This is a genomic window from Acinetobacter sp. TY1, from assembly GCF_048551395.1.
GTDB lineage: Bacteria > Pseudomonadota > Gammaproteobacteria > Pseudomonadales > Moraxellaceae > Acinetobacter.
This window is the reverse complement of sequence record NZ_JBLYZK010000008.1, coordinates 31,372-57,732: the sequence shown is the minus strand read 5'-3', so window position 1 is coordinate 57,732 and position 26,361 is coordinate 31,372. Positions and strand designations below refer to the sequence as shown.

Genomic DNA, 26,361 nt, shown 5'->3' with positions numbered 1-26,361 from the left:
AATCTAAATCGCTGGATAAATTCCTGTACCTTCAGGCCAAGGTGATAACAATTCAAAACCATCGTCTGTGACCAAAACCATGTGCTCCCATTGTGCAGACCATGATTTATCTTTGGTAACCACTGTCCAACCATCATTGAGCTCTTTCACAGCCGCCTTGCCCATATTGACCATAGGTTCAATGGTAAAAACCATACCTTTTTTCAAGACCATACCCTGTCCTGCTTGACCATAATGCAAAACATTCGGCTGTTCATGATAAACCTTACCAATACCATGACCACAATATTCACGTACAATGGTATAACCATCTCTCTGTGCAACTTGCTGAATTGCATGACCTACATCACCCAACGTTGCTCCTGGTTTTACCGCATGAATCCCTGCAACCATTGCTTCGTATGTTGTATTAATGAGTTTTTTTGCTTCAGGTTTGACATTCCCAACACAGTACATACGGCTGGTATCACCAAAATAACCATCTTTAATAATCGCAACATCAATATTAATAATATCGCCATCTTGTAAAACAATTTTTGCCGATGGTATACCGTGACACACGACCTCATTTGGCGAAATACAAGTCGTTTTGGTATAACCGTAATAACCAATATTGGCAGGTATGACTTTCAATTCATTGACAATAAAGTCATGGCACAAGTCGTCTAAATATTCTGTCGTCACACCAGGTTTGACATAAGCTCCGATCATTTCTAGTACCTGAGCAGCAAGACGCCCCGATATACGAAGTTTTTCAATATCCTGTTCAGTTTTAATAGTGACTGCAGAAGCTTTCATGACTTAACCCTCTTTTGAGAAACATAAGTATACGCTTTCCTATCCAATAGGGCGAACCGAATATATAAAGTACATATTAAATGGGAAATAGTATGTATTAGTCTAATTTGTCCAAACAAAGTACATACAAAAATAAATTCGCATATTCAATAATCACTCATTTTCAACTTCAAATATCATATTTTTAGCTTAGATATCATTTGTTTATTTAGAATTTAATGGAATAATACATAACTAAATTATATGTGATTGATAAAATAAAATACAAAAGTAGTTGTATTTACTCTAAAATTATTTCCTTTTGCAATATCTTTCCTTTTATGACTAGTCTCCGCACACGGGATATTATTGCATTAGGGTTCATGACCTTCGCCTTATTTATTGGGGCAGGCAATATTATCTTTCCACCGATTGTTGCTCAGCAAGCCGGTGAACATGTTTGGTTAGCTGCTTTTGGTTTCTTAATCACAGCCGTTGGCTTACCCGTTTTAACGATTATGGCGCTGTCTAAAACAGAAGGTTCCATCGCTATTCTAAGTTCTCCGCTTGGAAAAGTGGCAAGTCTACTCTTGACTGTAGTTTGCTATCTTTCTGTTGGGCCATTATTTGCAACACCACGAACAGCCACTGTTTCTTATGAGATTGGTTTTTCTTCGTATTTTGGTGATTCAGCAAGCAGCTTATTCATTTATAGTGTTATTTATTTTGCGATTGTCACAGTCGTATCGCTGTATCCAAATAAATTGCTCGATACTGTTGGACATTTTCTTGCACCGCTTAAAATTATCTCCCTTGCGATTTTAGGTATTGCTGCATTTATTATTCCAGCAGGATTAGTCCCACCAGCAATTAACAACTATGTTACAAGCCCGGTATCTGAAGGTTTCGTCAATGGTTATTTAACCATGGATACTTTAGGTGCATTGGTTTTCGGTATTGTGATTATTCATGCCATCCATTCACGTGGCGTTACTGATCCTAAACTCGTGACTAAATATGCCATTATTGCAAGTTTAATTTCAGGTGTAGGCTTAACCCTTGTTTACTTAAGTTTATTTAAACTTGGGCTTGGAAGCCATGAAGCCGCACCAAATGCCGCTAATGGTGCCATAATTTTACATGCTTATGTACAGCATGCTTTTGGTGATATGGGATCAATCTTCCTCACCATTCTCATTTCTCTTGCCTGTATGGTCACTGCAATTGGCTTAACCTGTGCTTGTGCTGAATACTTTTCGGAACTTACTAAAATTCCCTATAAGATTTTAGTTTTCATTCTCGTATTATTCTCCTTAATTATTTCAAATCTTGGTTTGACTAAATTAATTGCAGTATCTGTACCTGTACTTAGCGCAATTTACCCACCAGCAATTGTGGTTATTATTTTAAGTTTCTTTTGGAAATTCTGGAAAAAACCATCACACGTTGTTGCACCTGTAACAGCTATTGCATTTGCATTTGGAATTATTGAAGGCATTAAAGTTACTGCTTTTGCAGATATTTTACCCGATGCTTTACAACATCTACCACTTAATGCACAAAATCTCGCATGGTTATTACCTTCAATTGCTGTATTGATCGTTTGTATTGTGATTGACAAAATTCGAAATTAAGACATTTCTTATTTTTATGCCGTAAAGTTAAATCTTACCCCGATTTAATTTGATTTGTGACCAATACTTGCCATTTTACCCAAATGTGCAACTATTGCTTACACTCGGTGCAAGTGCTACGATCCAAATATCAGATGAAAATACCCCCGAATATCGAGATCAACCCATTTAGGATTGATGCTTTGGTATTTCTCTTTTTCAGTGATTTTGTTTTAACTTAACTTATTGTGTAATTTTCAATCAAAATAATACTAATTTAGTAAATAAATAAGCTATTCCATTTTTGTCATAAATATGTCACAATTAATTCACATAATAGTAGTATTTTCTCTTGAAATATTCCCATATTGTGGTAAAACTAGAATACAAATCAGACTAAAACACATGGTTTTTTAGTCAAACATAACAATAGGAGGTATGGAGATGTTATCAATACATTTCAACAAGCAATTCTTCATTAATTCTTTAAAGACCAATAGCAAATTGGTCATTTATATAAGTACGACGCTTGCCATTTTTTTAATGATTCTTATGCATGGTTTAATTCAAGGCAATTTACAACCTGAATTCTTTGGTTATGCACTTATTGTAACTGCTGTCTTTTATATTTGGGACATCATTGACCACAGCCAGCGTAAACAACGTCGCATCAGTCCTTCTGATTAAAAAAGGGATGACTTTGTCATCCCTTTTTTGTAGCACAAATTGAATAATAAAAATTCAAATACTTTTTTCATCTATTTAATTTTCAATCTTTTTTTCTTAGCTTTACATTTAAATCAAAGCCAATGTTGCACCCCACAATAAACCACCTGTTGCAACAATCTCTCCAATGACCAATAACAACATCGCACAGCGCATCAACCATACAGGTAAACTTAATTTTCCTAATTTATGCGGTTGACGAAATTGGTTTGTCGTATCTTGTAAAAAGCCATGCACAATATAGCTTAAGATTGAAAAGCTAAAAAACAGGACATTAATCAATACAAAAGCAAGATTAAGTTCTGCCGACCATACTGAAAAATAAGCTAAAACCGCTAAAATTAATGTCGCAGGTGCATACAGCAGACTACTTCTATGTGCAATATCGACATAATAATGTGCCTTAGCATGTACAGAACGACTGATCTGCCAATACTTCCAAACTCCTGTGAGCATACCGACCCACAAATATAGACCACTAAAAATAATGGCAATCTTAACGGCAAAGCTCAATTGTTCAACATCCATATCATTTTCCTCTTTATTTTTTATGCCCCATCTTAACAAGCTCTGCAAATATTTTATGACTTTTCGGTCACACTCAAACCTCAGTTTCTTTTTAGAACTCATGTATGTTTAAGCTATCTTCTCTAGTACAATACGATGATTATTATGAGCAGTTATGAAAACATGACCATTACTTGTAAAGATGGTTATACCCTAAATGCAAAATTTTACCCATCACAAGGTGACACAACCCAACTGCCTATTCTACTTTGTCCCGCCACAGGAATCACAATGGGTTTTTACCACTCATTCTGCGAGTGGTTAGCAACACAAAATTATCATGTTATGGTGTTCGACTTTCGTGGCATTGGACAATCTTTATATACGGAATTAAAAAAGAGTGAAGCGAGCATTCAAGATTGGGGAATTTTAGATATTCCGGCTGCCATTGATAGCTTACTGAACAAGACACAACAACAAAAAGTTATTTTGATTGGTCACAGTGCAGGTGGACAGTTACTCGGAATTACACCTAATTTTCAGAAAGTTGCTCGATTAATTGCAATTGCAGGTTCAACAGGTCATGTTAAAGGACTCAAAGGACGTACCAAAAAAATGGCGCCTGTGATGTTTAATGTTGTGTTCCCCGTATCGATTGCGCTGAAAGGTTATGGCGCAACTCAAATGCTAGGCATGGGCGAAAATTTACCAAAGAATGTTGCACGCCAATGGGCACAGTTCTGTAGTAAGCCTGGTTATGTAATCAATGCTATTGGTAAAACCATTTTTAATGATTATCATCAGCAAATTCAATGCCCTATCACAGCTATTTATGCTTCAGATGATGAAATTGCTACCGAAGCTAATGTCAATGATTTACTGCGTTTATATCCAAATGCGAAAACAAATAAAATTGAACTTCAACCGACTCAGTATGATCAAAAAGCCATTGGTCATATGTTGATGTTTAAAAAATCACATCACCATATTTGGGCTGTTATTGCCGAACAAATTGCAGCCTAAGTTTTCTATAGTTTTCTTTAAATCGACTTTAAAATAGTCTTTTACATATTTCTAAATAAAAAAAATGCCTCAAATTTTGAGGCATTTTTAATATCAATTTTAAAATTAAATTATTTCAATGAGTTAAATACCTTAACCTCTAGATTCAGGCTTAGTGATTTTTACCCATTTAATACGATTTTCATCCATTTCCAGAATTTCAAACCAAATACCATCGTGTTCAATCTGTGTGCCTTGTTTTACTTCACCTTGAGTTTTATCCAAGATTAGACCTGCAACACTAAAGTATCCTGAATCTTCATGTACCAGATCTAAATCAAGCATACCCATTTCAAGCTCAAGCTGATACAGATCAAGCATTCCCGATGCTTTCCATGTATTTTCATCAATTTTCGTGAGTTCAAGCTGCTCATCGGCATCAGGAAATTCACCTGCAATTGCTTCAAAAACATCGAGCGGTGAAATCAAACCTTGGATATTACCAAATTCATTACTAACTAGAACCAGTGAACCTTTTGAACTACGCAATGTATTAATCGCATCAATCACTTTCATTTTTTCAAAAATGAAAATCGGACGACTGCGTTTTAACAGTTTTTGCAATTGTTCTTCGTCATCCAAAGCATCAATCAATTCTTTAGCACGCGCAATAGTCACAACTTTATCTAATTGACCACGACATACAGGAAATAGACTGTGCGGAACGGCTAGAATTTGCTCACGAATTTTTTCATGATCATCATCAAGATTAATCCATGAAATTTGCAGACGAGGTGTCATAATTGAAGCTACGCTTCGTTCAGCAAGTGTTAAAACACCACCAACCATATAGCGCTCTTCATCACCAAAGGCTTTTTGTGCAGCCAATGATTCACCTGTTTGCAACATCAAATCATCATCAAGCTTACTTCCCATCAATTTCAAGATGGAGTCTGCAGTACGGTGACGCAGTGGAATTTTAGACTGATGCTTTTCTACATTTCGGTTTGTAAATTGGTTAAATGCTTCAATCACAATCGCAACCCCAATACCTGAGTAGATATACCCTTTCGGAATATGAAAGCCAAAGCCTTCAGCGATTAAACTAATACCAATCAATAATAAGAAACTTAAACATAGAATAATGACGGTCGGATGACGATTTACAAAGTTGGTTAATGGTTTCGATGCAACTAACATAACAACCATTGCGACAATCATCGCAACCATCATTACATAGATATTGTCGACCATACCAATTGCAGTAATCACTGAATCTAAAGAAAAAACAGCATCAAGCACGACAATTTGAGCAACAACTGCGGCAAAGCCTGCATAGACAACATTATTTGTTGTTACCTGAACTTCAATTTTACCTTCCATTCGCTCATGCAATTCACTGACTGCTTTATAGAGTAAGAATAAACCACCAAATAGAAGAATTAAATCACGCCCAGAGAAGGTCAAGTTAAAGACCGTAATTAACGGCTTTGTAAGCGTAACAAGCCAAGAAATGGCAAATAATAAGCCCAAACGCATAATTAATGCGAGGCTGAGACCCAAAATACGTGCTTTATCACGTTGTTCTGGAGGAAGTTTATCTGCCAAAATGGCAATAAAAACAAGATTATCAATACCAAGTACAATCTCTAACACAATCAGCGTTAACAGACCAACCCAAATACCGGGATCCATTAAAAATTCCATTGATTAGAACCCCTGCACTGTATTTTTTTACAGCTAAAACAATTTAACCCACACGGCGATGGATCCATGAAAGATACCTTTTTCAATAAAGTGACTTTTATTATGCATAAATGGATACATTTGTAATTCTTTTTTTTTGAAATGTTACATTCTGAAATAATAATATTTTAACCTAGACCCAATCTGAGCTTTGCACGCCATCTTCATGTTGTTTTTAAATGAAATATCACTGTACAAATCGATAATATTTAAACATCTGATCATTCATCCATTTTTTTAAATCTTTTTTCATTTTGATTAATACATAAATGACTTTTTTATTTATATAAAAATATCCTATAAATATTTTTGATATTTCATTTATGTATATGACTTTCTAGACATCATTTTTTGACCATTGACCAAATATTAAAGTGCTTAAATTCCTGTAAAATAAAAAATAGTCCTCTTAATGATGATTAGAAATATTTTCTCAACTCACTTAAAGTTTTTAATTTATTTTTAACTTTAAATTAATCATAAACCTAATGGAATTTTCAGCCATGACAATTGCTCATGCCTTAACGTTCAAACGCATATCAAAGGACATTACACATACATGTTATGAAGGCACCTATCTCAATCATGATGAGGTTTTAGAACAACATCAGATCAACATTAGGGTAATGCACAAGAATCAACAACAAGAACTTACGTATCAGGTTATTCTTGAAAATACACAACCGACAGCACAACTGACGCAAGTGAATATTATAAATTCTCAAATACTTACAGAAGCAACACGATTTGCGCAAAGTATTATCGCATTCCATCAAAATCATGACAGTTATGCCCTGTCATTACTGAATGAACATGTGTAGTTTAATGCCTAGGAGAAATCTTTATAGTGGATTTCTCCTGTTTTTTCAGATAAATGACTGAACAATTATTGATACATCTATCTAATTTCAAATAATATAAGTAATATAGCGATCAGACGATAATTAAAAAAATGGGATTTAAGAATGTCTAAGAAGTACTCGAAATTTTTACCTACATCAGACGAATTTAATTTGGAAGAATTTCCATTTTATTGGGTAACGCAAGTGCATGCACAATACGTTTTAAATGTAGATCATGCTTTGAAAAAATATGGCGTTGATAACTCTCGCCGTCGCTTGCTACTTGCTCTCAATGCAAAGCCACATGCGAGTGTTTCCGATCTTTCAGATATGATTGTGTCTAAAATGTCGACCACTACAAAAATCGTGTATCGTTTGAAAGATGAAGGTTTTGTTGACACCTATTCATGCACCGAAGATGCACGTATTACTCGTGTACATTTGACAGATTCAGGCAAAAAAATGACTGAGAAAATCAATGATCTCATGAGTGTTGTACTTGAACAATCATTTGAAGGCTTAACACCATTACAAATTGAAAAAATGATGGAATCGTTAAAACATATTTTTAAAAATCTTGCACATTAAAACAAGCATATAAATGTTTGACCAAAACTGCTTTAAATCAACCAGGATTAAAAGCAGTTTTTTATTTCCTTTAATGTAAACGAAATAAAAAAACCTCCGAAGAGGTTTTTTTATTTATTAAAGATACAACAACTCAAATTAGTCGCCTGTATACCCTTTTAACTTTAAACGGTAAGCATGTAACAATGGCTCTGTATAACCTGATGGCTGCTCTGCACCTTTGAATACTAAATCATAAGCTGCATCATAAGCATAACAATTAAATGCTGGACCCATTGGTGTATATAAAGGATCATCCGCATTTTGACCATCAACAATAGTCGCCATACGTTGCATTACTTCTTCTACTTGTTCTTTGGTTACAATACCGTGACGCAACCAGTTTGCAACATGCTGAGAAGAAATACGTAATGTTGCACGATCTTCCATTAAACCAACATTATTGATATCTGGAACTTTAGAACAACCTACACCTAAATCTACCCAACGAACAACATAACCTAAGATACCTTGAAGGTTATTTTCAAGCTCTTTAGTTTTTTCTTCATCAGACCAATTTGTATCGGTCGCCAATGGCGGTGTTAATAAGTCATCTAAAGGTAAAGCTTCTGTTTGTAAAAGCTCTTTTTGGCGCTCAGAAACATTACATTGATGGTAATGAATCGCATGAATCACTGCACCTGATGGTGATGGCACCCAAGCACAGCTTGCACCCGCTTCAGGATGTTCAATTTTGGTATTATACATATCAAGCAATAAATCTGGTTTTGGCCACATGCCTTTACCAATTTGCGCTTTACCACGTAAACCAGCTTTAAGACCAATCATTACGTTACGGTTTTCGTACGCTGGGAACCAAGTTTGCGCTTTCACTTCGCCTTTACGAACGAATGGACCTGCTTCCATAAAGGTATGAATTTCGTCACCAGTACGATCCATGAAACCAGTATTAATGAAGATAGTACGGTCTTTCGCTTGCGCGATACAATTTTTCAAGTTTACAGATGTACGACGCTCTTCATCCATAATACCGATTTTAAGTGTCTTCGCAGGTAAACCAAGAGCGTGCTCAGAACGCTCAAACAATTCAACAGCAAAAGCAACTTCTTCAGGGCCATGCATTTTCGGTTTAACGATATACATCGAACCTTTACGAGAGTTATGATTTTCGTTCTGACCTTTAATGTCAGCGAAAGACAATAACGGTGTAATTAACGCATCCATGATTCCTTCGTAGATTTCAGCACCATCTACAAGAATCGCAGGATTCGTCATCAAATGACCTACATTACGAAGAAGCATCAATGAACGACCATGAAGTTTCGTTTCACCGCCAATAAGGTTTTTGTGCGTACGGTCTTTGTTTAAAGTACGCGTAACTGTTTTACCGTTTTTCACGATAGACTCAGTTAAATCACCTTTCATTAGACCTAACCAGTTACGGTAGCCTTCAACTTTCTCTTCTGCATCTACTGCTGCAATTGAATCTTCTAAATCTTGAATAGTCGTTACAGCGGCTTCAAGAACCAAGTCTTTAACGCCTGCAGCATCAGTTTGACCAATCGGGCTTGTTGCATCCACTTCAATGATAACGTGCAAACCATTGTTCAATAGAACAATTTCAACAGGTGCAGCTTCATCACCATTAAAGCCAACAAATTGTGCTTCTTTTGCAAGTGTTGTTGTAGAGCCATCTTTCAAGCTTACAACTAATTTTTTACTTTCCACCGCATATTTGGTCGCATCTGCATGCGAACCTGCGACAAGTGGGAATGTTCCATTTAAGAAATTTTTAGCAAATGCAATAACTTTTTCGCCACGTACAGGGTTATAACCTTTACCTTTTTCTGCACCACCCTCTTCTGGGATCACGTCAAAACCGTAAAGTGCATCGTAGAGTGATCCCCAACGCGCGTTTGCAGCATTCAAGCAATAACGTGCATTACGCACAGGTACTACAAGTTGCGCACCAGCAAGCAATGAAATTTCTTCATCTACATTTTCTGTGCTGATTTGGAAATCTTCTACTTCAGGTAGTAAGTAGCCAATTTCAATAAGGAAAGCTTTGTAAGCTTGAAGTTCAAATTTATTATTACGGTGCCATTCATCAATTTTAGCCTGAAGATCATCACGCTTCGCAAGTAATGTCTTGTTCTTAGGACTAAGATCGACAACAACCTGTTCAAAGTTTTTCCAGTAGGTATCACTGTTTAAACCTGAACCCGGTAAAGCTTCATTTTCTATGAAATCATAGAGTTCTTTAGCAATCGCTAACTTACCTTTTTGAATACGTACAGTCATTGTCTTTCCTGATATTGCTATTTTTTATAACAAGAGTTTCTAGTATACCGAATTATATTTAGCTGAATAGTACTATAACTTTCCTAAATAGTGATCATTTTAAATAAAGTAAATGTACTCATATATTTAAAAAATGACACTCAGAAAAGCAACATTATCACCAAGCTAAATACTCTTTTACAGTGTATAAAGTTTTTAAAATGTCCATATTAGACTTAAGTGCTGAAATGAATAATTTTCACGCTTTTTTCATTTCATTTTCCACTCAACGCTCAAAGATTAAGCCATGAATGCAACAAAAAGTCGACCTATCTACTGAATTATTCTATTAAATTTTACAATCAAAAAAGCACTCCGAAGAGTGCTATCGTTTTACATCTAAATATTATGATTCAACTTGAAGTTCGCTGTTATCGTTAATCAAACGATGTGCTTCTTGCAAGTATTCATCTGACTGCATTTCCAAAAGTCGAGAACGAGTTCGTTCAATCTCAAAAGCAAGTCGCTCACCTTCATAAATATTAATAATCGAATCTTCCGAAGTAAGTAATAATTTAACACCTCGGTCATAAAACTCATCTACCATATAAATAAAACGGCGTGTCCCTTCTGATAGTAAGTCCGTGAGATGTGGAACATTACTCACCAAAATCGTATTATAAATATTTGCAATTTCAATAAAATCGGATGGGCTACGCGGCTTCATACATAACTCACGGAAATCACACCATAGAATATCTTCTGTATGTCCTAATGTTTCAACCACACGATTATTAATCATAATTGGTTCTTCAGAAACTTTTTGTGATGCAGTTAATGCTGAAAAACGTTGTGCCATCCACACTTTATTATCATCACTAAGTGGAGTCTTAAACAATTGTGCCTGTTTTAACACACGTAAGCGATAATCAACACCTGCATCTACATTTAAAACAACGCAGTTTTTCTTCACCAATTCAATGGTTGGAATAAAGCGATCACGATGGATTCCATCTCGATACAAACCATCTGGTGCAATATTTGATGTCGCAATGAGCGTGATGCCACGATCAAATAATTTCTGGAATAAATCGCTTAAAATCATTGCATCTGTGACGTTTGAAACAAAAAATTCATCGAAACAAATGACAACGGCTTCTTTATAAATCTGATCCGCAACCAAATCTAATGGATTTCGCTGACCTGAAAGCTTATTTAACTCACGATGAACATACTGCATAAAGTGATGAAAATGCATCCTTGTTTTACGGCGAAATGGAACAGAATCATAAAATTGATCCATTAACCATGTTTTACCACGCCCAACACCACCCCACATATACACACCACGTGGTGCAGTTTGACGGCGAAAACGGCGAAAGGCTTTTTTAGAAGCTTTATAGCGGTTAAGGAGTTCCTGCCAAACTCTCTCCAACTCATGCACTGCCTGTGCCTGTGCATCATCAGGCATAAATTGCCCCGAAGACAATGCCTGAGCATAACGCTCACCAGGTGATAATGGAGTAAATGAGGTGCTGTGTGTCGTGTTCTGATCTAACATATGGCTTAGGTACTTTTTCTGGTCCAAGTGGAGTATATCGGATATTGAACAGCTATAAATAAAACTTTAGACGATCATTTTATTTTTTCAGCTTAGGCTGTTTTGCATACTGCCGTGGGCTGTGTCCAAACCATCGTTTAAATGCATGATTGAATGCAGCAGGTTCAGAATAACCCAATAAGTCTGCAATTGCTTCAATCGAATATTCGTTGTATTCCATCAACTTCAGTGCTTTATGTTTAATCAATTGCTCACGAATTTCTTTATAACTTGTGCCCAATTGTTGCAACTGATAACGCAATGTTCGCTCTGCAAGATCCAAAGCATGTGCCGTTTCTGCCATACTTGGAATCACACCTTGCTGTAATTCTAAATAATCCATTACATGCTGAATTAGTGAATGCGGATGTGACACATCATTGTTTAAACGTTCCAATTCAGCAATACATTTATCTTCATACACTCGAAATGTCATCAAATCTGCCGATGGAATTCGCACATTCAATACATCTTGATTCAGCTGAAAAACTGCGCAGTCAGCTGAAAAATGCAAATCATGCCCATAGTAGGCATAATATTCCTCAAGTGTAGTCGTATCTTTTGGTGCAGAAAATGGTAATTCCACACGAATTTCTGGTGCAGATAAACCCATCATCCGATAAATATCGAGAATAAATTTATAGGTTCCCGATATTTCACATTGTGCCCGAAGTAATCCCATATCCGTTTCAAGATCAACAGGTACATAAGTCAAAGCAACCCGCCCACCCTGTGTTTGATTTTTTTCAAGCAAAGCCAATTGACCAAACAAATGTGTCAAACCTTGAAAACGAATACCACTTTTCAAGGCATCTTGAATCGTACCGCAAGTCACCAACAACATGAGTAAAGGACCGTAACCGGCCAGTGCGTAATGCTGTCCAATGAATAATCCAATCTCTGGACGTACATCATGCCCAATTGCTTTAAGAATATCCCACTCTAGGTCGGCATGAATAATCGTACCCATATCAATCGCATCGGCTTGAATACCAATATTTGCTAAACGTGCATCGACATCAATGCCTGCATTACGCATACCTTGAATCAAATACATCAAACCGAGAATGGATCGTTTCATTAAATTTCAAGCAACTCTTGAATCTACGCTGAACTGTATTCCAATTAATGACATTCTATTAGACATAGAATTCATCAAAATAAATTGTTAGCTCATATTTTTACCCGAAAGTAGCCTCATTGCAAATTGCCGAATATATCAATTTTTACGTCTTTACAATCATATTCATTTTTGACCAACCACATTATGCTACGCAATAAGTACAATAAATGTTCAGGATGAAAATTAATGTCGCGCCAAACTCAAAACAAAGATCTATCACAAAAAATACGTGTCGCCATTATTGGTGCAGGTTTTGGCGGCATAGCCATGGCAATTCGCTTACTCCAAGCAGGAATTCAAGATTTTATTATTCTCGAAAAAGCCAATGATGTCGGTGGTACATGGCGTGAAAATCAATATCCAGGTGCAGCATGCGATGTGCAATCACATATGTACTCCCTCTCATTTGCAGCAAAAACCAATTGGTCTAAACGCTATGCTGAGGCTCCTGAAATTTTTGACTACATCCAAGATTTAATTGAACAATTTAATCTTAAAAAATATATTCAATTCAATCAAGAAGTCATCTCAACCACCTATAGTGAAACGAATTTTAACTGGGCTATTCAACTTAAAGATGGCTCAAGCATTGAATCACAATTTGTTATTTTTGCATCAGGCCCACTGCATGTTCCACAAATACCAAATATTAAAGGCATCGAAAAATTTAAAGGTGAAGTCTTCCATTCTTCACATTGGAACCATACATATAACTTAAATGATAAAAATGTTGCCTCAATTGGTACTGGTGGTAGTGCGATCCAGTACATTCCTGAAATTGCACCTAAAGTTAAAAATTTGTATGTCTTACAAAGAACTGCTGCTTGGGTCATTCCAAGAGATGAACGCACATATAACGATTTAAATAAAAAACTTTTCGAAAAATTTGAATGGTTCCGCAAACTACATCGTGCACGTTTATATTGGTCAAATGAATCTCGTGTTGTTCCAATTGTTCAACCACAAATGATGAAATACGGTCAGAAACTTGCCGAAATATTTATTAAATATCAGGTTAAAAATAAAAAAATTGCCAAAAAACTCACCCCTGATTACATTATGGGCTGTAAACGTATTTTGATTTCGAATAAATATTTTCCAACATTCAACCGTACCAATGTTGAGCTAGTCACAGAGCAAATTCAGGAAATTACTGAAAATAGCATCATATTCAAAGATGGACAAAAACGTGAAATTGACTGTCTTATTTACGGTACAGGCTTTATTACAGACCCTCGTATCTATTTAAAATCATTTGAATGTTATGGTGAAAATGGTCTTGAACTTAAAGAAGCATGGAAAGATGGTGCAGAAAGTTATTATGGTATCACCACTAAAAATTTTCCAAACTTATTTCAGCTATTGGGACCAAATACTGTACTTGGACATAATTCAGTGATTTTCATGATTGAATCACAAGTGAATTATATTTTACAATTGATTCAAATGGTTGAAAGAACACATATTCAAGCAGTTACGATTAAACCTGAGGTTCAAGATCAATTTAATACATCTATACAACAACAACTCCAAGGTACGGTATGGCAATCAGGCTGTGTCAGTTGGTATCAACAAGATGGCGGTAAAAACTTTTCACTTTGGCCAACCTATACATGGAAATTTTGGCTTAAAACACGTAAAGCCAACCTGAATGATTATCAGCTTTTAGGCAATCAAAAACAGCCCGTAAAAGGCTCACAAGCAGCTTAAATAATGACTATAATAGGCAAATAATTTTATTTGCCTATTTTCATGCAATCACTTTGGCTTATTTTCCAACTTCTTTTTTGTTTATTTCTTGGATTTATTTTTGCACGCCGTGTACCTCAATGGCTCGAAAAAATTGCGTTTAAAATCCTACCTTATTTTACCTATATTTTACTCATTGCAATCGCAATAGAGTTTTCGCAAACAATGCATAGTATTGCGAGCCCCTCACAAATTTTAGGTAATGCTATCAGTATTGCACTTGCAACATCAATTGGTGCTTTTTTATGTTGCTATATTTTATTTAAAGCTATTGGCTATAAGCCAACGCAAGGTAAAGTTTCTGCCGAATTACTAGTCGGCTCGTTACTTAATATTAGCTATGCATTCATTGCTCTTGCCATTGGTTATGGAATTGCAGAGCTTGCCAATCATCATCAATATACACTACATGTTAGCACATGGAATTTATTGTTAATTTACATGATCTTAATTGGTCTTGATTTAGCCTATTCCCCCCTTGATCGCTCATGGCTCAATTGGAAAATTATGCTCGTGCCTGTGGGCTGTATTATTGGTTCAATTTTAGGTGCTATTGCTGTTTCATCCATGACCAAAGACATTAGCCTCAAAGATTTAATTATGCTTTCTCAAGGTTATGGTTTTTATTCTATGACTGGCATTGTGGTGACAGAGCTCAAAAATGCTCAGCTTGGTAGTATTGCCTTAATCAATGATTTATTTAGAGAAATTTTTGCCATTTTATTTATGTATATAATTGGTTGGCGCTATCCTCGTTCTGCTATTTCATCTGCAGGTGCAACTGCAATGGATGTCACATTACCCATGGTCAAACAAGCTTGTGGGAATGATTTTATTCCTCATGCCATGGTCAGTGGATTTATACTTTCGGTACTTGCTCCAATTGCAGTCAGTGTATTGGCGGCTCTTTAAAAATTTTAAATGTCAAAAGTTATATTTTTTTAGTGACCATACATTCAGCCTAATGCAGAATTTTTATTCCCACGACTGGTCGTGTTACGGTGTTTCTGGTAAAGCTCATATACCATACGTTCAGGTTCATTCAGTCTGGGAATCGTGTTTATAAACTCATTTCTCATAAATAGATTGCACCTAAAGACATTTTATCCTCCTAAAATTTAATATTTACTAAAACGGCAAATACCAACTTATAAATTTATGTTTGACTTTGCTTTAAAATTTTTTAATTTTATGAAACTTTCAATTTAAACACTTTTTACCACGTAATCACATATAAAGAAAAGTAGCTTTAAATCATTCATACATTGAAATACTACCCTCAAATTGACTAAAAGTTAATTTCAATTCCACTCAGCAAATCACCCAAAAAATCTAAAATTGAACTACCTAGATCTATAGTATCTGAAATACCTATTTGGATAATGGCTTCGAAAGCAATATCGGAAGCCATACCATGTTGATTCTGTTAGCTCTCTTAATTTTCTTACGCTTCTAATTGCCCTAGACTTGCATTCAAATCAAGACGATCTAGTCGCATAGTCACACCTTTTCAGTGGAATGAAAAATGCATCCATAAGGTATAAAAAAACCTTTCGATTGAAAGGTTTTTTACGTAGATTCTACACAATTGCTTAAATTATAGCGTTGCAAGAATATCTTTTAATGTTTGTGCAGGATTAGCCGACTGTGTAATTGGACGACCAATAACTAAATGAGTTGAACCATCGAGCATAGCTTGCTTTGGTGTCACAATACGTTTTTGATCATCCGCACTTGAACCCGCTGGACGAATACCTGGTGTCACTAAAGCAAAATCTTGTCCTAGAGTTTCACGCAACATTTTCGCTTCTTGCGCTGAACACACTACACCATCTAAACCACTGTCTTGAGTCAGTTTTGCAAGACGCTGAACCTGTTCAAAAGGCTCTATATCTAAACCAATATCGCGTAAATCTTCACGACCCATTGAAGTTAAAACAGTTACTGCAATCAATTGAGTTGCATAGTTTCCTGCTTTTAAACGCTCTACACATGTTTCCATCATCTTGCGACCACCAGAAGCATGAACATTAACCATCCATACCCCCATATCTGCCGATGCACATACTGCTTGAGCAGTTGTATTTGGAATATCATGGAATTTAAGATCTAGAAAAACCTCAAAACCTCGATCATGCAGTGCCTTAACGACAGATGAACCTTCGTGCGTAAAAAGTTCTTTACCCACTTTTAAACGACATAAGGATGGATCAAGTTGTTCAGCAATTGCTAAGGCGTCATATTGGCTTTTTGCATCAAGAGCAACAATAACACTCATGTTTCTTAATTCCATCACTTAAAAATTACCGCATTATAAATGCGTATGACAAGCACTGCAAAACATGGATGAATCTTTTCAGCTTTTCCGATTATTTACACAGCATATTTCCACTCATTTAATATGCACAAAAAAGACCTTACCTATAAGGTAAAGTCTCTTTTGAAATAGCAAGGCGTATTATAGAGGATTTGAACTCTTACTTTCAGGGTTTACATCCAATACGGTCTTTTCATGGCGTACATTTGCAGCAGCTTCAGCAGCAGCCTGTTGTGCACTTTGAATCTGCTCTTTACGTAAATGCTCAATATCTTTGCGCAAACGCTTAATTTCCCAACTGTTTTGAAAAACACGGAAAACCTGAACACCCAACAACAGACCAAGAACAATGCCAATCACTAAGGTAAATAATAACAATAAACCTAAGCGCATAGCAGGAACTTGTGTAAACCACAAATCTACAGCTAGTTCAGTACCATTAAGTAAAACCAAAGCTAAAGCATAGCCAAAAATTGCTATCAGCAGTAACACCAAGACATAGCGCATAGACACCCCATTCGAATTTTATTTATCGGCAGATTCGTTTACTGCATCACGTAGTGCTTTACCAGGCTTAAAATGTGGAACTGCTTTTGCAGCAACTTCAACAGATTTACCTGTTTTAGGATTACGACCAACACGTGGGTCACGGTGGTGTAATGCAAAGCTACCAAATCCGCGAATCTCAATACGATCATCGCCAGATAATGATGCAATCATTTGATCGATCATAATTTTAACAGCTTCTTCAACTAAAGGCTCTGCTAAATGTGGGTTTTTCAACGCAATGCGTTCTATTAAGTCAGACTTATTAAGTGCTTCATTTGTCATAGGTAACCTCATAAATTTTAATGCTATTTATCAACCTACAAATAATATCCTTTTTAAATACAAAAAGGTAGCGCAGTCATCGAATACTACGCTACCTTTTACAGTATTTGTATAAAAAGTATTAATTAATTACATTAAATAATACTTCTTTACAACACCTTAGTTACCCATTTGCGCTTTGATCAAGTCACCAATAGTTTTTGGACCATTGTCTTGACCATTTGCAGCAACTGGAGCTTTCAAGTTAGCAACTGCTTCTTTTTCTTCAGCTTCGTCTTTCGCTTTGATAGACAAGTTGATAGAACGAGATTTACGATCAACGTTGATGATTTTCGCTTCAACTTCTTGACCAACTTCTAAGAATTTAGTTGCATCTTCAACGCGATCGCGATTGATTTCAGATGCTTTCAAAGAAGCTTCAACTTCGTCAGCTAACTTAATAGTTGCGCCTTTAGCATCAACTGCAGTTACTGTACCTTTAACCAACGCACCACGTTCGTTAGTTGCAAGGAAGTCATTGAACGGATCGTTGTTCATTTGCTTGATACCAAGGCTGATACGGTTGCCTTCAGCATCTACTGAAAGGATAACCGCTTCAACTGTGTCACCTTTCTTGTAACGACGGATAGCTTCTTCGCCTTGTTCGTTCCAAGAAATATCAGACAAGTGAACTAGACCATCAATACCGCCTGGTAAACCGATAAAGATACCGAAGTCAGTGATAGATTTGATCGTACCAGAAACTTTTTCGCCTTTATCGTGGTCTTTAGAGAACTCTTCCCATGGGTTAGCACGAGTTTGTTTAATACCAAGAGAAATACGACGACGCTCTTCATCAACTTCAAGAACCATAACATCAACTTCATCACCAATCTGAACAACTTTAGATGGGTGGATGTTTTTGTTAGTGTGATCCATTTCTGAAACGTGTACTAAGCCTTCAACGCCTTCAGCGATTTCAGCAAAACAACCGTAATCAGTTAAGTTCGTTACACGAGCTTTAACGATAGAACCTTTAGGATAACGGTTCATGATCGCTAACCATGGATCTTCACCAAGTTGTTTAAGACCTAGTGAAACACGGTTACGTTCTTTGTCAAATTTAAGTACTTTAACAGTAACTTCTTGACCAACTTCAACAACTTCTGAAGGGTGCTTGATGCGTTTCCAAGCCATATCAGTAATATGAAGAAGACCATCAATACCGCCAAGATCAACGAATGCGCCGTAGTCAGTAAGGTTTTTAATTGTACCAGTAACAGTTTGACCTTCTTCTAATTGAGAAAGAAGAGCTTCACGGTCAGCTGAAGATTCAGCTTCCATAACTGCACGACGAGATACAACAACGTTGTTACGTTTAGCATCAAGTTTGATAACTTTAAATTCTAACTCTTTACCTTCAAGGTGAGTTGTATCACGGATCGGACGAGTGTCTACAAGTGAACCAGGAAGGAACGCACGTACTGGACCGATGTCAACAGTGAAACCGCCTTTAACCTTACCAGAAATAATACCAGTAACGATTTCGCCGTCTTCAAAGATTTTTTCAAGCTTAGTCCAAGTTTCAGCACGTTTCGCTTTTTCACGAGAAAGAACTGTTTGACCCATACCGTTGTCAAGCGCTTCAACAACTACATCAACTGTGTCGCCAACCTGAACTTCAAGCTCACGCTGTTCATTTAAGAATTCAGCACGTGAAACAACGCCTTCAGATTTAAGGCCAGTGTCAACAGTAACCCAATCAGAGTCGATGCTAACAACGATACCTTGGATAACGGCACCCTTTTCAACGTTGAGGTTTAATTCGCTTTCTTCAAAGAGGGCTGCAAAAGATTCGGTCATGATATACCTAGTAAGTCTTCAGTCTTGGATCAGACAAGGCTGGTTTAGTTAAGCGTCCACATAGTCCCTATAAGAACTGATCAAGCTATGCATCTGCTGATTTTAAAAATTGAAAAACAGTTTATTTAGAAAATTTTGAATCGGCATACTCAGTCATCATTTTAAAGACTTCTTCAATGCCAATTTCGGAACTGTCAATGATGTATGCATCTGACGCAGGTTTCAATGGAGCGACTGTGCGTTCCATATCCCGCTTATCCCGAGTTTGTATATTTTCTAAAATATCGTTTATTTTAACATTCAGCCCCATGCCCTGCAACTGTTTTACTCGTCGCGCTGCACGAGACTCCGCAGAAGCAGTCAAATAGATCTTTACTTGTGCATTTGGAAAAATCGCTGTAGCCATATCACGACCATCTGCAACTAAACCTGGCGCTTGTGCAAAAGCCAATTGGCGTTCAACTAGAGCCGCTCTAAGTTCAGGAATAGCAGCGACTTTTGATGCATACTCACCAACTTGTTCAGTGCGAATGGTTTGACTTACATCTTGACCATCTAGTAATGTTACGATGCCTGATTCTGTTGTTTCAAAGATGATGTCAAGTTTTGTTGCAATTGTAACGCATTGTTTGAGGACATCTACATTATCTAGCGATTCAAGTAAACCTTGTTGATGTAATGACAATCCAAGTAGACGATATAAAGCACCCGAATCCAATAAATGAAACTGATAATGCGCTGCCAATCGTGCCGCCAATGTTCCTTTTCCTGAACCACTTGGACCATCGATGGTAATAATTTGAATTGTCATTGAATTTCCTGTTTATACAGACTTTGCAAGTTTTCTAAAACCTAGTGTAATCGCTACTTTTAACTGTGCAAGTATTAATTTGCTGACAAATGGCGCACGTGCTTGCAATTCAATCGTATAATCAACACGGGTTTTATGATCACCTAATGGCGTAAATTCAATAATCCCAATATGATGTTTAATTAATGGATTTTTAATTATTTTATATTCTATGCGATTATTCACATCAACAAAGGTAATTTGTTCTTGAATCGGTTTGATCGGCCCTAAACCCATACGACGAATGGAACCTAAACCATCAGGACGTTCAGGATCAGTTGAATCCTTCACACGCACCACTTGAATTGGTGCAAATGCCACATTATAAGTTGCATGTTTAGATAGTAAATCGAAAACCTGTTCTACAGGCGCATTAAACTCTTGTTTTACTTGAATCGAATTCATTGTTATTTCCATTGTTGTGTAAGTTTAGAACACTATGACAACACTCATTGTCAATTTCAATATAATAAATTATTCAGTAGCGTCATTTAATGACTTTTTTAGCTGTATGGCTTGTTTTTTTTGTTCACGGCGCATTTTAAAGAAATTTGAAAGTTGTTCGGAACACTGGTCCTGCATACAACCACCTTCAAATTCAAATACATGATTGTAATAGCCTGAATTAAGCAATTGACGTGCGCTGACCAATGAACCTGCTTTCGGTTCAGTTGCAGAAAAAACAACACGTTGAATGCGAGAGTGAATAAGCGCACCGACACACATGGTACACGGTTCAAGAGTTACGTAGAGTGTAGCATCATTAGGTAAACGGTAGTTTTTAATGCTTTGACATGCTTGGCGAATTGCCAAAATTTCCGCATGTGCTGTAGCATCATGAGTCGAAATGGGGCTATTAAACCCCTGTCCAATGATCTGTCCTTGACTAACAATCACTGCACCAACAGGAATTTCTCCCGATTCAGCAGCCTCAGCAGCTTGCACATAAGCAAGCTGCATCCACTGTAAATCTATTTTTTGCTGATCACTTAATGCTTCATTGAGTGAGTCATGCAATTTAGACATAAAACTTTCCATAACATATACAATAAATTTGACTACTTATGAGTAATCAAATTTATAATCATCAAATAATTTCGTACTGCTTTAACAGTGCATTCCAACTTTCAATATTGGTCACAGGCGGGTTTTTACTCAGAATCCCTTTTAAGGTCATTGACTCTGCCTCCTCCCATTCAGGTGAAAGGTCTTTATCAACAAGACGTGCGCGCACACCTTCAACAAAATCAGGATGTCGAATTTTCCAATCTGAAATTTGCACCTCAAGATCAAAAACTTCATTCCAAGCATGTACTTGGCGACCCCACTGCCACAACAACCAAGTAATGGCGGCGGTACTTGGCGATCCTTTTTGTAAGTTTTCACTCGCTTGACGCAACCAATCACTACGTGCATCACTTAAACCAATAATCGCAGCATAATCACTTTCAAAGTTCACACCACGACATACGCTGTGAATCACGTCCAATGAATTTTGTAGTGGTCCTGGTGAAACAGGACGATGCATGCCATTTAACGTGTCATCTAGCGCACGGAAATCACCCGCAGGGTAATGCCCCCAATCAATATCAATTAATTTTTGTAATACAATATCACGCTGTGCATCACAAATATGCGTCGCCCAACCAATGCCATAACCGCCAGCAGCAGTCATAATTGAACCTGTCAAACCCGTAAATAAGCCAATCGGACCACGATCTGCAAGAAAACGTGTTGCACCAACATCAGGATATAAACCAATATTCACTTCAGGCATTGCCAGACGGGAGTAAGGTGTCACTAAGCGGAATGGTGCAGCCATAAATAGACCTAAACCACCACCCATGACATAACCTTCACCCCAGACTACAATCGGCTTCGCATAGTTATGTAACAATAAATCAAGTGCATATTCAGTTTTAAAAAATTGATTTGCAACATCAACTTCATTATTAATCACAAGTTGACGTAATTTACGTACATCCCCCCCCGCACAAAATGCCTTCGGTGTCGTCGAATCTAACCAGATCGCTTTAACTGTCGGATCGACATGATAGTCCTCAAACAGTTTAAGCAATGCTGCAACAATGGATTCATCCAAAGCATGCAACGATTTTGGGCGGTTCAGGCGAACAATGCGCCATCCATTTTTAGATTCCTCAATAATCAAATCGGGATGATAAGCGTTCATTTCGGGAGTGTTAGTCATGCGTCCAGCTGCCAGTCAATTGGCTCAATGCCATGTTGTTTCAGATAATTATTTGATTTTGAGAATGGTTTACAACCAAAAAAACCACCACGGTTTGCAGCCAAAGGAGATGGATGCGCTGCTTTTAACACTAAGTGCTTATTTTGATTGATGCGTTGTCCTTTACGCTGAGCATATGCGCCCCATAAAATAAAGACTACATTCTCTCTTTGCTCATTTAGCACATCAATTACAGTATCGGTAAAATCTTCCCAACCTTGTTTTTGATGTGATGTTGGCTGCCCTGCTTCAACGGTTAATACACTATTTAGCAATAAAACACCCTGTTGTGCCCACTTGCTCAAATCACCATTTTTAAATACAGGAATACCCAAATCGGTATGTAATTCGTGAAAGATATTACGTAAAGATGGTGGTAAAGCAAGTCCTTTTTGTACAGAAAAACTTAAGCCTTGCGCCTGATTCGGACCATGATACGGATCTTGCCCCAAAATCACCACTTTTACTTGCTCTAAAGGTGTCGTATTAAATGCATTAAAAATCAATGCATTTGGTGGGTAAATCGTTTTCTCTGCAGTTTTCTCCGCAAGCAGAAATTCACGCAACTGATCCATTTTCGGACTCAACAAAAACTCTGTTAGACTGATTTTCCAACTTTCATTCAATCGAATCTGTCTTAATTTGTTCAGCTCCTGCTCGGTGTGCAGCATTAATCTTTCATCCTAAATCTATCGCTCGACAACGCAATGTGTCTACTCTATACCACTATTACTTTTACAATATTTGTGAATTATCTTCACAATCGACAGTTTGACTGAAGCTCAAGCCCTTCTCAATCAAACCATTTTAAATTTTTACTTGCAAATCTACTTCAGGGTTTTGAAATTGAATCCCTTGTTGTAATTTTTCATACATTTCAGGATCAGCCCATTCGTTCTGTACCTGTTCTGAAAATACAATTTGATCCAATGTCAAAATACCCATTTGCTCATTTTCAATATCTTCTTGAAAACTTTGTGCATAGCCTGTATCCGTTTCATGCACAATGACCGAATACACCTCAACATCGCCTTCACCATTTTGGGTAATAGTCGATTTCATCACTTCTTGTGCAAGAAAAAAGAAAATCCGTGAAAACTGTTCTGCCGATGGTGATACAGGCAAAGCCACCCAACGCGCACTGAATGTTTTACATGCCTGAATATATTCAGGATCATCATTTTGCCAAAAACAAATGGCATGATCAAAACTGTCAAAAATATCCTTAATAACACCTTTCAACAAACCAAAATCGTACACCATCTGACCATGATCGAGCTTCGAAGCTTTTAGCAACAATTCAACCTTATAGCTATGCCCATGAATCGAGCGCTTACAGCGGTCAGAAGTACAATTACGCACAATGTGTGCATTTTCAAACTTAAATAACTTTCGAATTAACATATGCCAGTACATTCAACAAAACGTTAAGAAATTTAATTATAAAGCAAAATGCTGAGCCTGAGCATTAATTTTACCGTTCAGCACTATAGGTCAAATACATCATGAAGATATACATACCATATTCCAACCTTTGAAAGAAAACCTATAGATTCTTAAGAAAGTAAAATCGTTTGTGAATGGGTTAGTTTAAGGCTGAAAAATAAAAGGTGCCATACTTCGTGCATAAATAGTCACCTGTTTATCTTTACGAAAAACATGGCTACTGAGCTGTCGTTTTCGATTACTCAATATCACCTCAACTTGAATTTTAAAATAATCCGATTTTACATCGAGCATTTTATTGGCAAGATTTTTACCTTCATCACTCATACTATCAAAAGGCTGTACAGCAAGTAACTCACCGACATTGGCAAAGTGTTCCATCTTTTTTTGTTTTTCTTGCAATACCGTTGCAACTGTATTGACGTCCAATTTTTCATCTAAACTTGCAAGCAATAATGATGGTGCAGTATTAATATTAATTTTAACTGTTGTTGCAGGCAATGCCGAAAGATAAGGTGCAATCAAATCATAATTTCCACCTTCAAATCCACGAACTTGCTTCAGATCTTCAATTGCATTAAAGGGTGCGTTAGCAGAGGTATAACCCGGTGATAACCCTTGATAATAATTACTTTCTGCCCCCATCGAACCGACAGTCAAATCATCACTATCTATCCAATCTATTGTCGATTGACTCAATTCTACTGGTAGACCAACACGGCGTAACAATTGTTCAAATAGTTTTTTTGCATCATCATTTACCGTTGTACCATCAGCCCCTACAAGATCATTGAGATTAAATTTTCCCGATTCATCTTCAAGCCGACCCGATACCATACCATCCTCAACAGGAAATGGCGGCATCGGTTGTGCCCATGTTTCTTGTAGATAGTCCGCACCACCACTGCTATCACTGTCTTGTACTAATAATTCAGATGCAAAGGCTTCGGCACTTTTGGCATACAGTAATGCCTGATTTTGTCGAATCAAATAAGCGGTATTTTCAGCCGTATGCTTTTGACGTTTAGCAATGGTTGCCGCCAAAATCGTTGCAATTGCCACCATAACTAAAATGGTAATCAGCGCAACACCACGTTGTGAATGACTTAAAGTATATATTGGAGGAGTGCGTTTTAAGTTCATTTACTCACTCTCATTCTGCATATTATTTTGCTGCACGTTTCCTTGTTGGGAATTATTTCCATTTTGACTATTTGACTGATTGCCTGAGCCCCCTATTCCATTCTGATTATTTTGGGCTTGCTGAAGAATGAAATCAATATTAAGTAAACTAAATAACCATTCATATTCAATCTCACGAATGGTAAAACGTACCCGAATACCCCGAGGAAGTAATCGTTGATATTGTAAATTTTCGGCATCAATTGCTGTTGCAGGCCATTGATTAATTTCCGTCGGATTCATAGCCATGACTTCAAACTGATCAACATCACTCAGCAATACTGCTGATAATGGCTGTTCAGTTCGGAGTCTGTTCAAGTTATTATATTTTAAACGATATATTTTTTTATCTTGTGCATTGTATTGGTATTCAATACGTTCAAAAGCAGATCGACCTTGTTTTAATGGATCAGTAACACCTGCTTTACTAAAAGTGAATTGTTGATTAGACAAACTAAGCGCAGGTTGTACATCGCCTGCAATATTTGCCGTCACAGGCATGAGTTGCAAAGTATCGCGTTGCATTTGCTGGTAGGCTTGCTGTAATTGACCAATATTAGCTTCATGCACAGCATTACGATCTTTAACTTGAATCAAATAATCAAAAACTTTCCACCCCAATGCAGAAAGCACCGCAAAAATAGCAATGGCAACCAACAATTCAACAAGGGTAAAGCCCTTTCGTGACGTAGCGTAAATTTTCACGATTGTTTTTCTTTTGCAGGGTGGTTAAAAAAAATCAATGTTGTGACACCTGTTTCAACTTTACCCTGATCGGTATTAAAAAGGCTGACTTGTAATTCGATACGCTGAACATCAGGACTAATGGTCGATTCAGCCTTTTTGTCGACTTGCCATATTTCACCCTGCGCTGTGATTTGCTTGGATGCGGTTCCCTGCAACCATTCTCTATTAATTTCCATGAGAGCAATTTCATTTTGTGCAACGAATTGCGCTTTGGTACGTAAAATAGCATTTGATGTGGCTTGAGTATATTGCATTGCCACCTTGGTTAGCGCCATAGCCGCTATTGCAAAAATTGCGAGTGCAACCACAACTTCAATCAGGGTAAAGCCTGTCTTTTTTTTCATG

Annotated in this window: 26 protein-coding genes; 7 read left to right on the top strand and 19 right to left on the bottom strand. The window is 37.0% G+C overall.

The features are described 5' to 3' along the window. Positions 1–3: 3 nt before the first annotated feature. Positions 4–798 (bottom strand): type I methionyl aminopeptidase, encoded by a 795-nt coding sequence (map, locus tag ACK2M2_RS07045; RefSeq protein WP_409511550.1) that lies wholly within the window; start codon positions 796–798, stop codon positions 4–6. Positions 799–1,118: 320 nt separating this feature from the next. Between map and brnQ the strand changes: the two genes are divergently transcribed. Beyond that, on the top strand, positions 1,119–2,411 hold the full coding sequence (gene brnQ / locus ACK2M2_RS07040; protein WP_419346986.1) for a branched-chain amino acid transport system II carrier protein: 1,293 nt from the start codon (positions 1,119–1,121) through the stop codon (positions 2,409–2,411). A gap of 423 nt (positions 2,412–2,834) precedes the next feature. After that, positions 2,835–3,077, top strand: coding sequence for a hypothetical protein (locus ACK2M2_RS07035; RefSeq protein WP_409511552.1), 243 nt, complete (start codon positions 2,835–2,837; stop codon positions 3,075–3,077). Between the two features lie 108 nt (positions 3,078–3,185). On the opposite strand, the gene ACK2M2_RS07030 is transcribed toward ACK2M2_RS07035, so the two are convergent. Next, positions 3,186–3,644: a hypothetical protein gene (locus ACK2M2_RS07030; protein ID WP_419346984.1), complete on the bottom strand. Its 459-nt coding sequence runs from the start codon at positions 3,642–3,644 to the stop codon at positions 3,186–3,188. Between the two features lie 144 nt (positions 3,645–3,788). On the opposite strand from ACK2M2_RS07030, the gene ACK2M2_RS07025 reads away from it, so the two are divergent. After that, on the top strand, positions 3,789–4,646 hold the full coding sequence (locus ACK2M2_RS07025; protein WP_419346981.1) for an alpha/beta fold hydrolase: 858 nt from the start codon (positions 3,789–3,791) through the stop codon (positions 4,644–4,646). Between the two features lie 132 nt (positions 4,647–4,778). On the opposite strand, the gene ACK2M2_RS07020 is transcribed toward ACK2M2_RS07025, so the two are convergent. Next, entirely contained in the window at positions 4,779–6,332 is a 1,554-nt protein-coding gene (locus ACK2M2_RS07020; protein ID WP_419346979.1) for a TerC family protein, read from the bottom strand. Positions 6,333–6,874: 542 nt separating this feature from the next. Between ACK2M2_RS07020 and ACK2M2_RS07015 the strand changes: the two genes are divergently transcribed. Continuing rightward, positions 6,875–7,192 carry a hypothetical protein gene (locus ACK2M2_RS07015; RefSeq protein ID WP_419346976.1) on the top strand — a complete coding sequence of 106 codons (318 nt, stop codon included), beginning with the start codon at positions 6,875–6,877 and terminating at the stop codon, positions 7,190–7,192. A gap of 144 nt (positions 7,193–7,336) precedes the next feature. Beyond that, the gene (locus tag ACK2M2_RS07010) at positions 7,337–7,801 is read left to right on the top strand and encodes a MarR family winged helix-turn-helix transcriptional regulator (protein WP_409511556.1); all 465 of its coding nucleotides are present in this window, start codon (positions 7,337–7,339) and stop codon (positions 7,799–7,801) included. Positions 7,802–7,939: 138 nt separating this feature from the next. On the opposite strand, the gene ACK2M2_RS07005 is transcribed toward ACK2M2_RS07010, so the two are convergent. The 3 genes from ACK2M2_RS07005 to ACK2M2_RS06995 form a co-directional block, all read right to left on the bottom strand. Further along, the gene (locus ACK2M2_RS07005; RefSeq protein ID WP_409511557.1) at positions 7,940–10,102 is read right to left on the bottom strand and encodes a malate synthase G; all 2,163 of its coding nucleotides are present in this window, start codon (positions 10,100–10,102) and stop codon (positions 7,940–7,942) included. Positions 10,103–10,487: 385 nt separating this feature from the next. Next, complete coding sequence (zapE, locus tag ACK2M2_RS07000; protein WP_409511558.1) at positions 10,488–11,642, bottom strand: cell division protein ZapE; 1,155 nt, start codon at positions 11,640–11,642, stop codon at positions 10,488–10,490. A 79-nt stretch (positions 11,643–11,721) separates the two neighbouring features. Continuing rightward, the gene (locus tag ACK2M2_RS06995; protein ID WP_419346973.1) at positions 11,722–12,762 is read right to left on the bottom strand and encodes a helix-turn-helix domain-containing protein; all 1,041 of its coding nucleotides are present in this window, start codon (positions 12,760–12,762) and stop codon (positions 11,722–11,724) included. 228 nt (positions 12,763–12,990) lie between these two features. Here ACK2M2_RS06995 and ACK2M2_RS06990 point away from each other — a divergent pair, with 228 nt between their 5' ends. Further along, complete coding sequence (locus tag ACK2M2_RS06990) at positions 12,991–14,514, top strand: flavin-containing monooxygenase (RefSeq protein WP_409511560.1); 1,524 nt, start codon at positions 12,991–12,993, stop codon at positions 14,512–14,514. A 42-nt stretch (positions 14,515–14,556) separates the two neighbouring features. After that, a complete protein-coding gene (locus ACK2M2_RS06985) occupies positions 14,557–15,465 on the top strand; it encodes a lysine exporter LysO family protein (protein WP_419346970.1) in 909 nt (302 codons plus the stop codon). A gap of 685 nt (positions 15,466–16,150) precedes the next feature. On the opposite strand, the gene pyrF is transcribed toward ACK2M2_RS06985, so the two are convergent. The 13 genes from pyrF to gspI form a co-directional block, all read right to left on the bottom strand. Then, on the bottom strand, positions 16,151–16,831 hold the full coding sequence (pyrF, locus tag ACK2M2_RS06980) for an orotidine-5'-phosphate decarboxylase (protein WP_409511562.1): 681 nt from the start codon (positions 16,829–16,831) through the stop codon (positions 16,151–16,153). A 180-nt stretch (positions 16,832–17,011) separates the two neighbouring features. Further along, entirely contained in the window at positions 17,012–17,377 is a 366-nt protein-coding gene (locus tag ACK2M2_RS06975) for a lipopolysaccharide assembly protein LapA domain-containing protein (RefSeq protein WP_409511563.1), read from the bottom strand. An 18-nt stretch (positions 17,378–17,395) separates the two neighbouring features. Next, the gene (locus tag ACK2M2_RS06970) at positions 17,396–17,701 is read right to left on the bottom strand and encodes an integration host factor subunit beta (protein WP_409511564.1); all 306 of its coding nucleotides are present in this window, start codon (positions 17,699–17,701) and stop codon (positions 17,396–17,398) included. Between the two features lie 159 nt (positions 17,702–17,860). Continuing rightward, the gene (gene rpsA, locus ACK2M2_RS06965; RefSeq protein ID WP_409511565.1) at positions 17,861–19,543 is read right to left on the bottom strand and encodes a 30S ribosomal protein S1; all 1,683 of its coding nucleotides are present in this window, start codon (positions 19,541–19,543) and stop codon (positions 17,861–17,863) included. A gap of 121 nt (positions 19,544–19,664) precedes the next feature. Further along, a complete protein-coding gene (gene cmk, locus ACK2M2_RS06960) occupies positions 19,665–20,354 on the bottom strand; it encodes a (d)CMP kinase (RefSeq protein ID WP_419346965.1) in 690 nt (229 codons plus the stop codon). Positions 20,355–20,366: 12 nt separating this feature from the next. Then, on the bottom strand, positions 20,367–20,798 hold the full coding sequence (locus ACK2M2_RS06955; RefSeq protein ID WP_409511567.1) for an SRPBCC family protein: 432 nt from the start codon (positions 20,796–20,798) through the stop codon (positions 20,367–20,369). A gap of 69 nt (positions 20,799–20,867) precedes the next feature. Next, complete coding sequence (gene tadA, locus ACK2M2_RS06950) at positions 20,868–21,419, bottom strand: tRNA adenosine(34) deaminase TadA (protein ID WP_419346963.1); 552 nt, start codon at positions 21,417–21,419, stop codon at positions 20,868–20,870. A gap of 61 nt (positions 21,420–21,480) precedes the next feature. Next, a complete protein-coding gene (locus tag ACK2M2_RS06945) occupies positions 21,481–22,602 on the bottom strand; it encodes an enoyl-CoA hydratase/isomerase family protein (protein WP_409511569.1) in 1,122 nt (373 codons plus the stop codon). Beyond that, positions 22,599–23,312: a uracil-DNA glycosylase gene (gene ung, locus ACK2M2_RS06940; RefSeq protein WP_419346959.1), complete on the bottom strand. Its 714-nt coding sequence runs from the start codon at positions 23,310–23,312 to the stop codon at positions 22,599–22,601. The genes ACK2M2_RS06945 and ung overlap by 4 nt, the downstream gene beginning before the upstream one ends. A gap of 136 nt (positions 23,313–23,448) precedes the next feature. After that, positions 23,449–24,045 carry a 6-pyruvoyl trahydropterin synthase family protein gene (locus ACK2M2_RS06935; protein WP_419346957.1) on the bottom strand — a complete coding sequence of 199 codons (597 nt, stop codon included), beginning with the start codon at positions 24,043–24,045 and terminating at the stop codon, positions 23,449–23,451. Between the two features lie 186 nt (positions 24,046–24,231). Next, the gene (gene gspK, locus ACK2M2_RS06930) at positions 24,232–25,230 is read right to left on the bottom strand and encodes a type II secretion system minor pseudopilin GspK (protein WP_419346954.1); all 999 of its coding nucleotides are present in this window, start codon (positions 25,228–25,230) and stop codon (positions 24,232–24,234) included. Then, positions 25,231–25,974: a type II secretion system minor pseudopilin GspJ gene (gene gspJ / locus ACK2M2_RS06925; protein WP_419346951.1), complete on the bottom strand. Its 744-nt coding sequence runs from the start codon at positions 25,972–25,974 to the stop codon at positions 25,231–25,233. Then, positions 25,971–26,360: a type II secretion system minor pseudopilin GspI gene (gene gspI / locus ACK2M2_RS06920; protein WP_419346948.1), complete on the bottom strand. Its 390-nt coding sequence runs from the start codon at positions 26,358–26,360 to the stop codon at positions 25,971–25,973. Before gspI ends, gspJ begins: the two co-directional genes overlap by 4 nt. Between the last annotated feature and the right edge of the window lies 1 nt (position 26,361).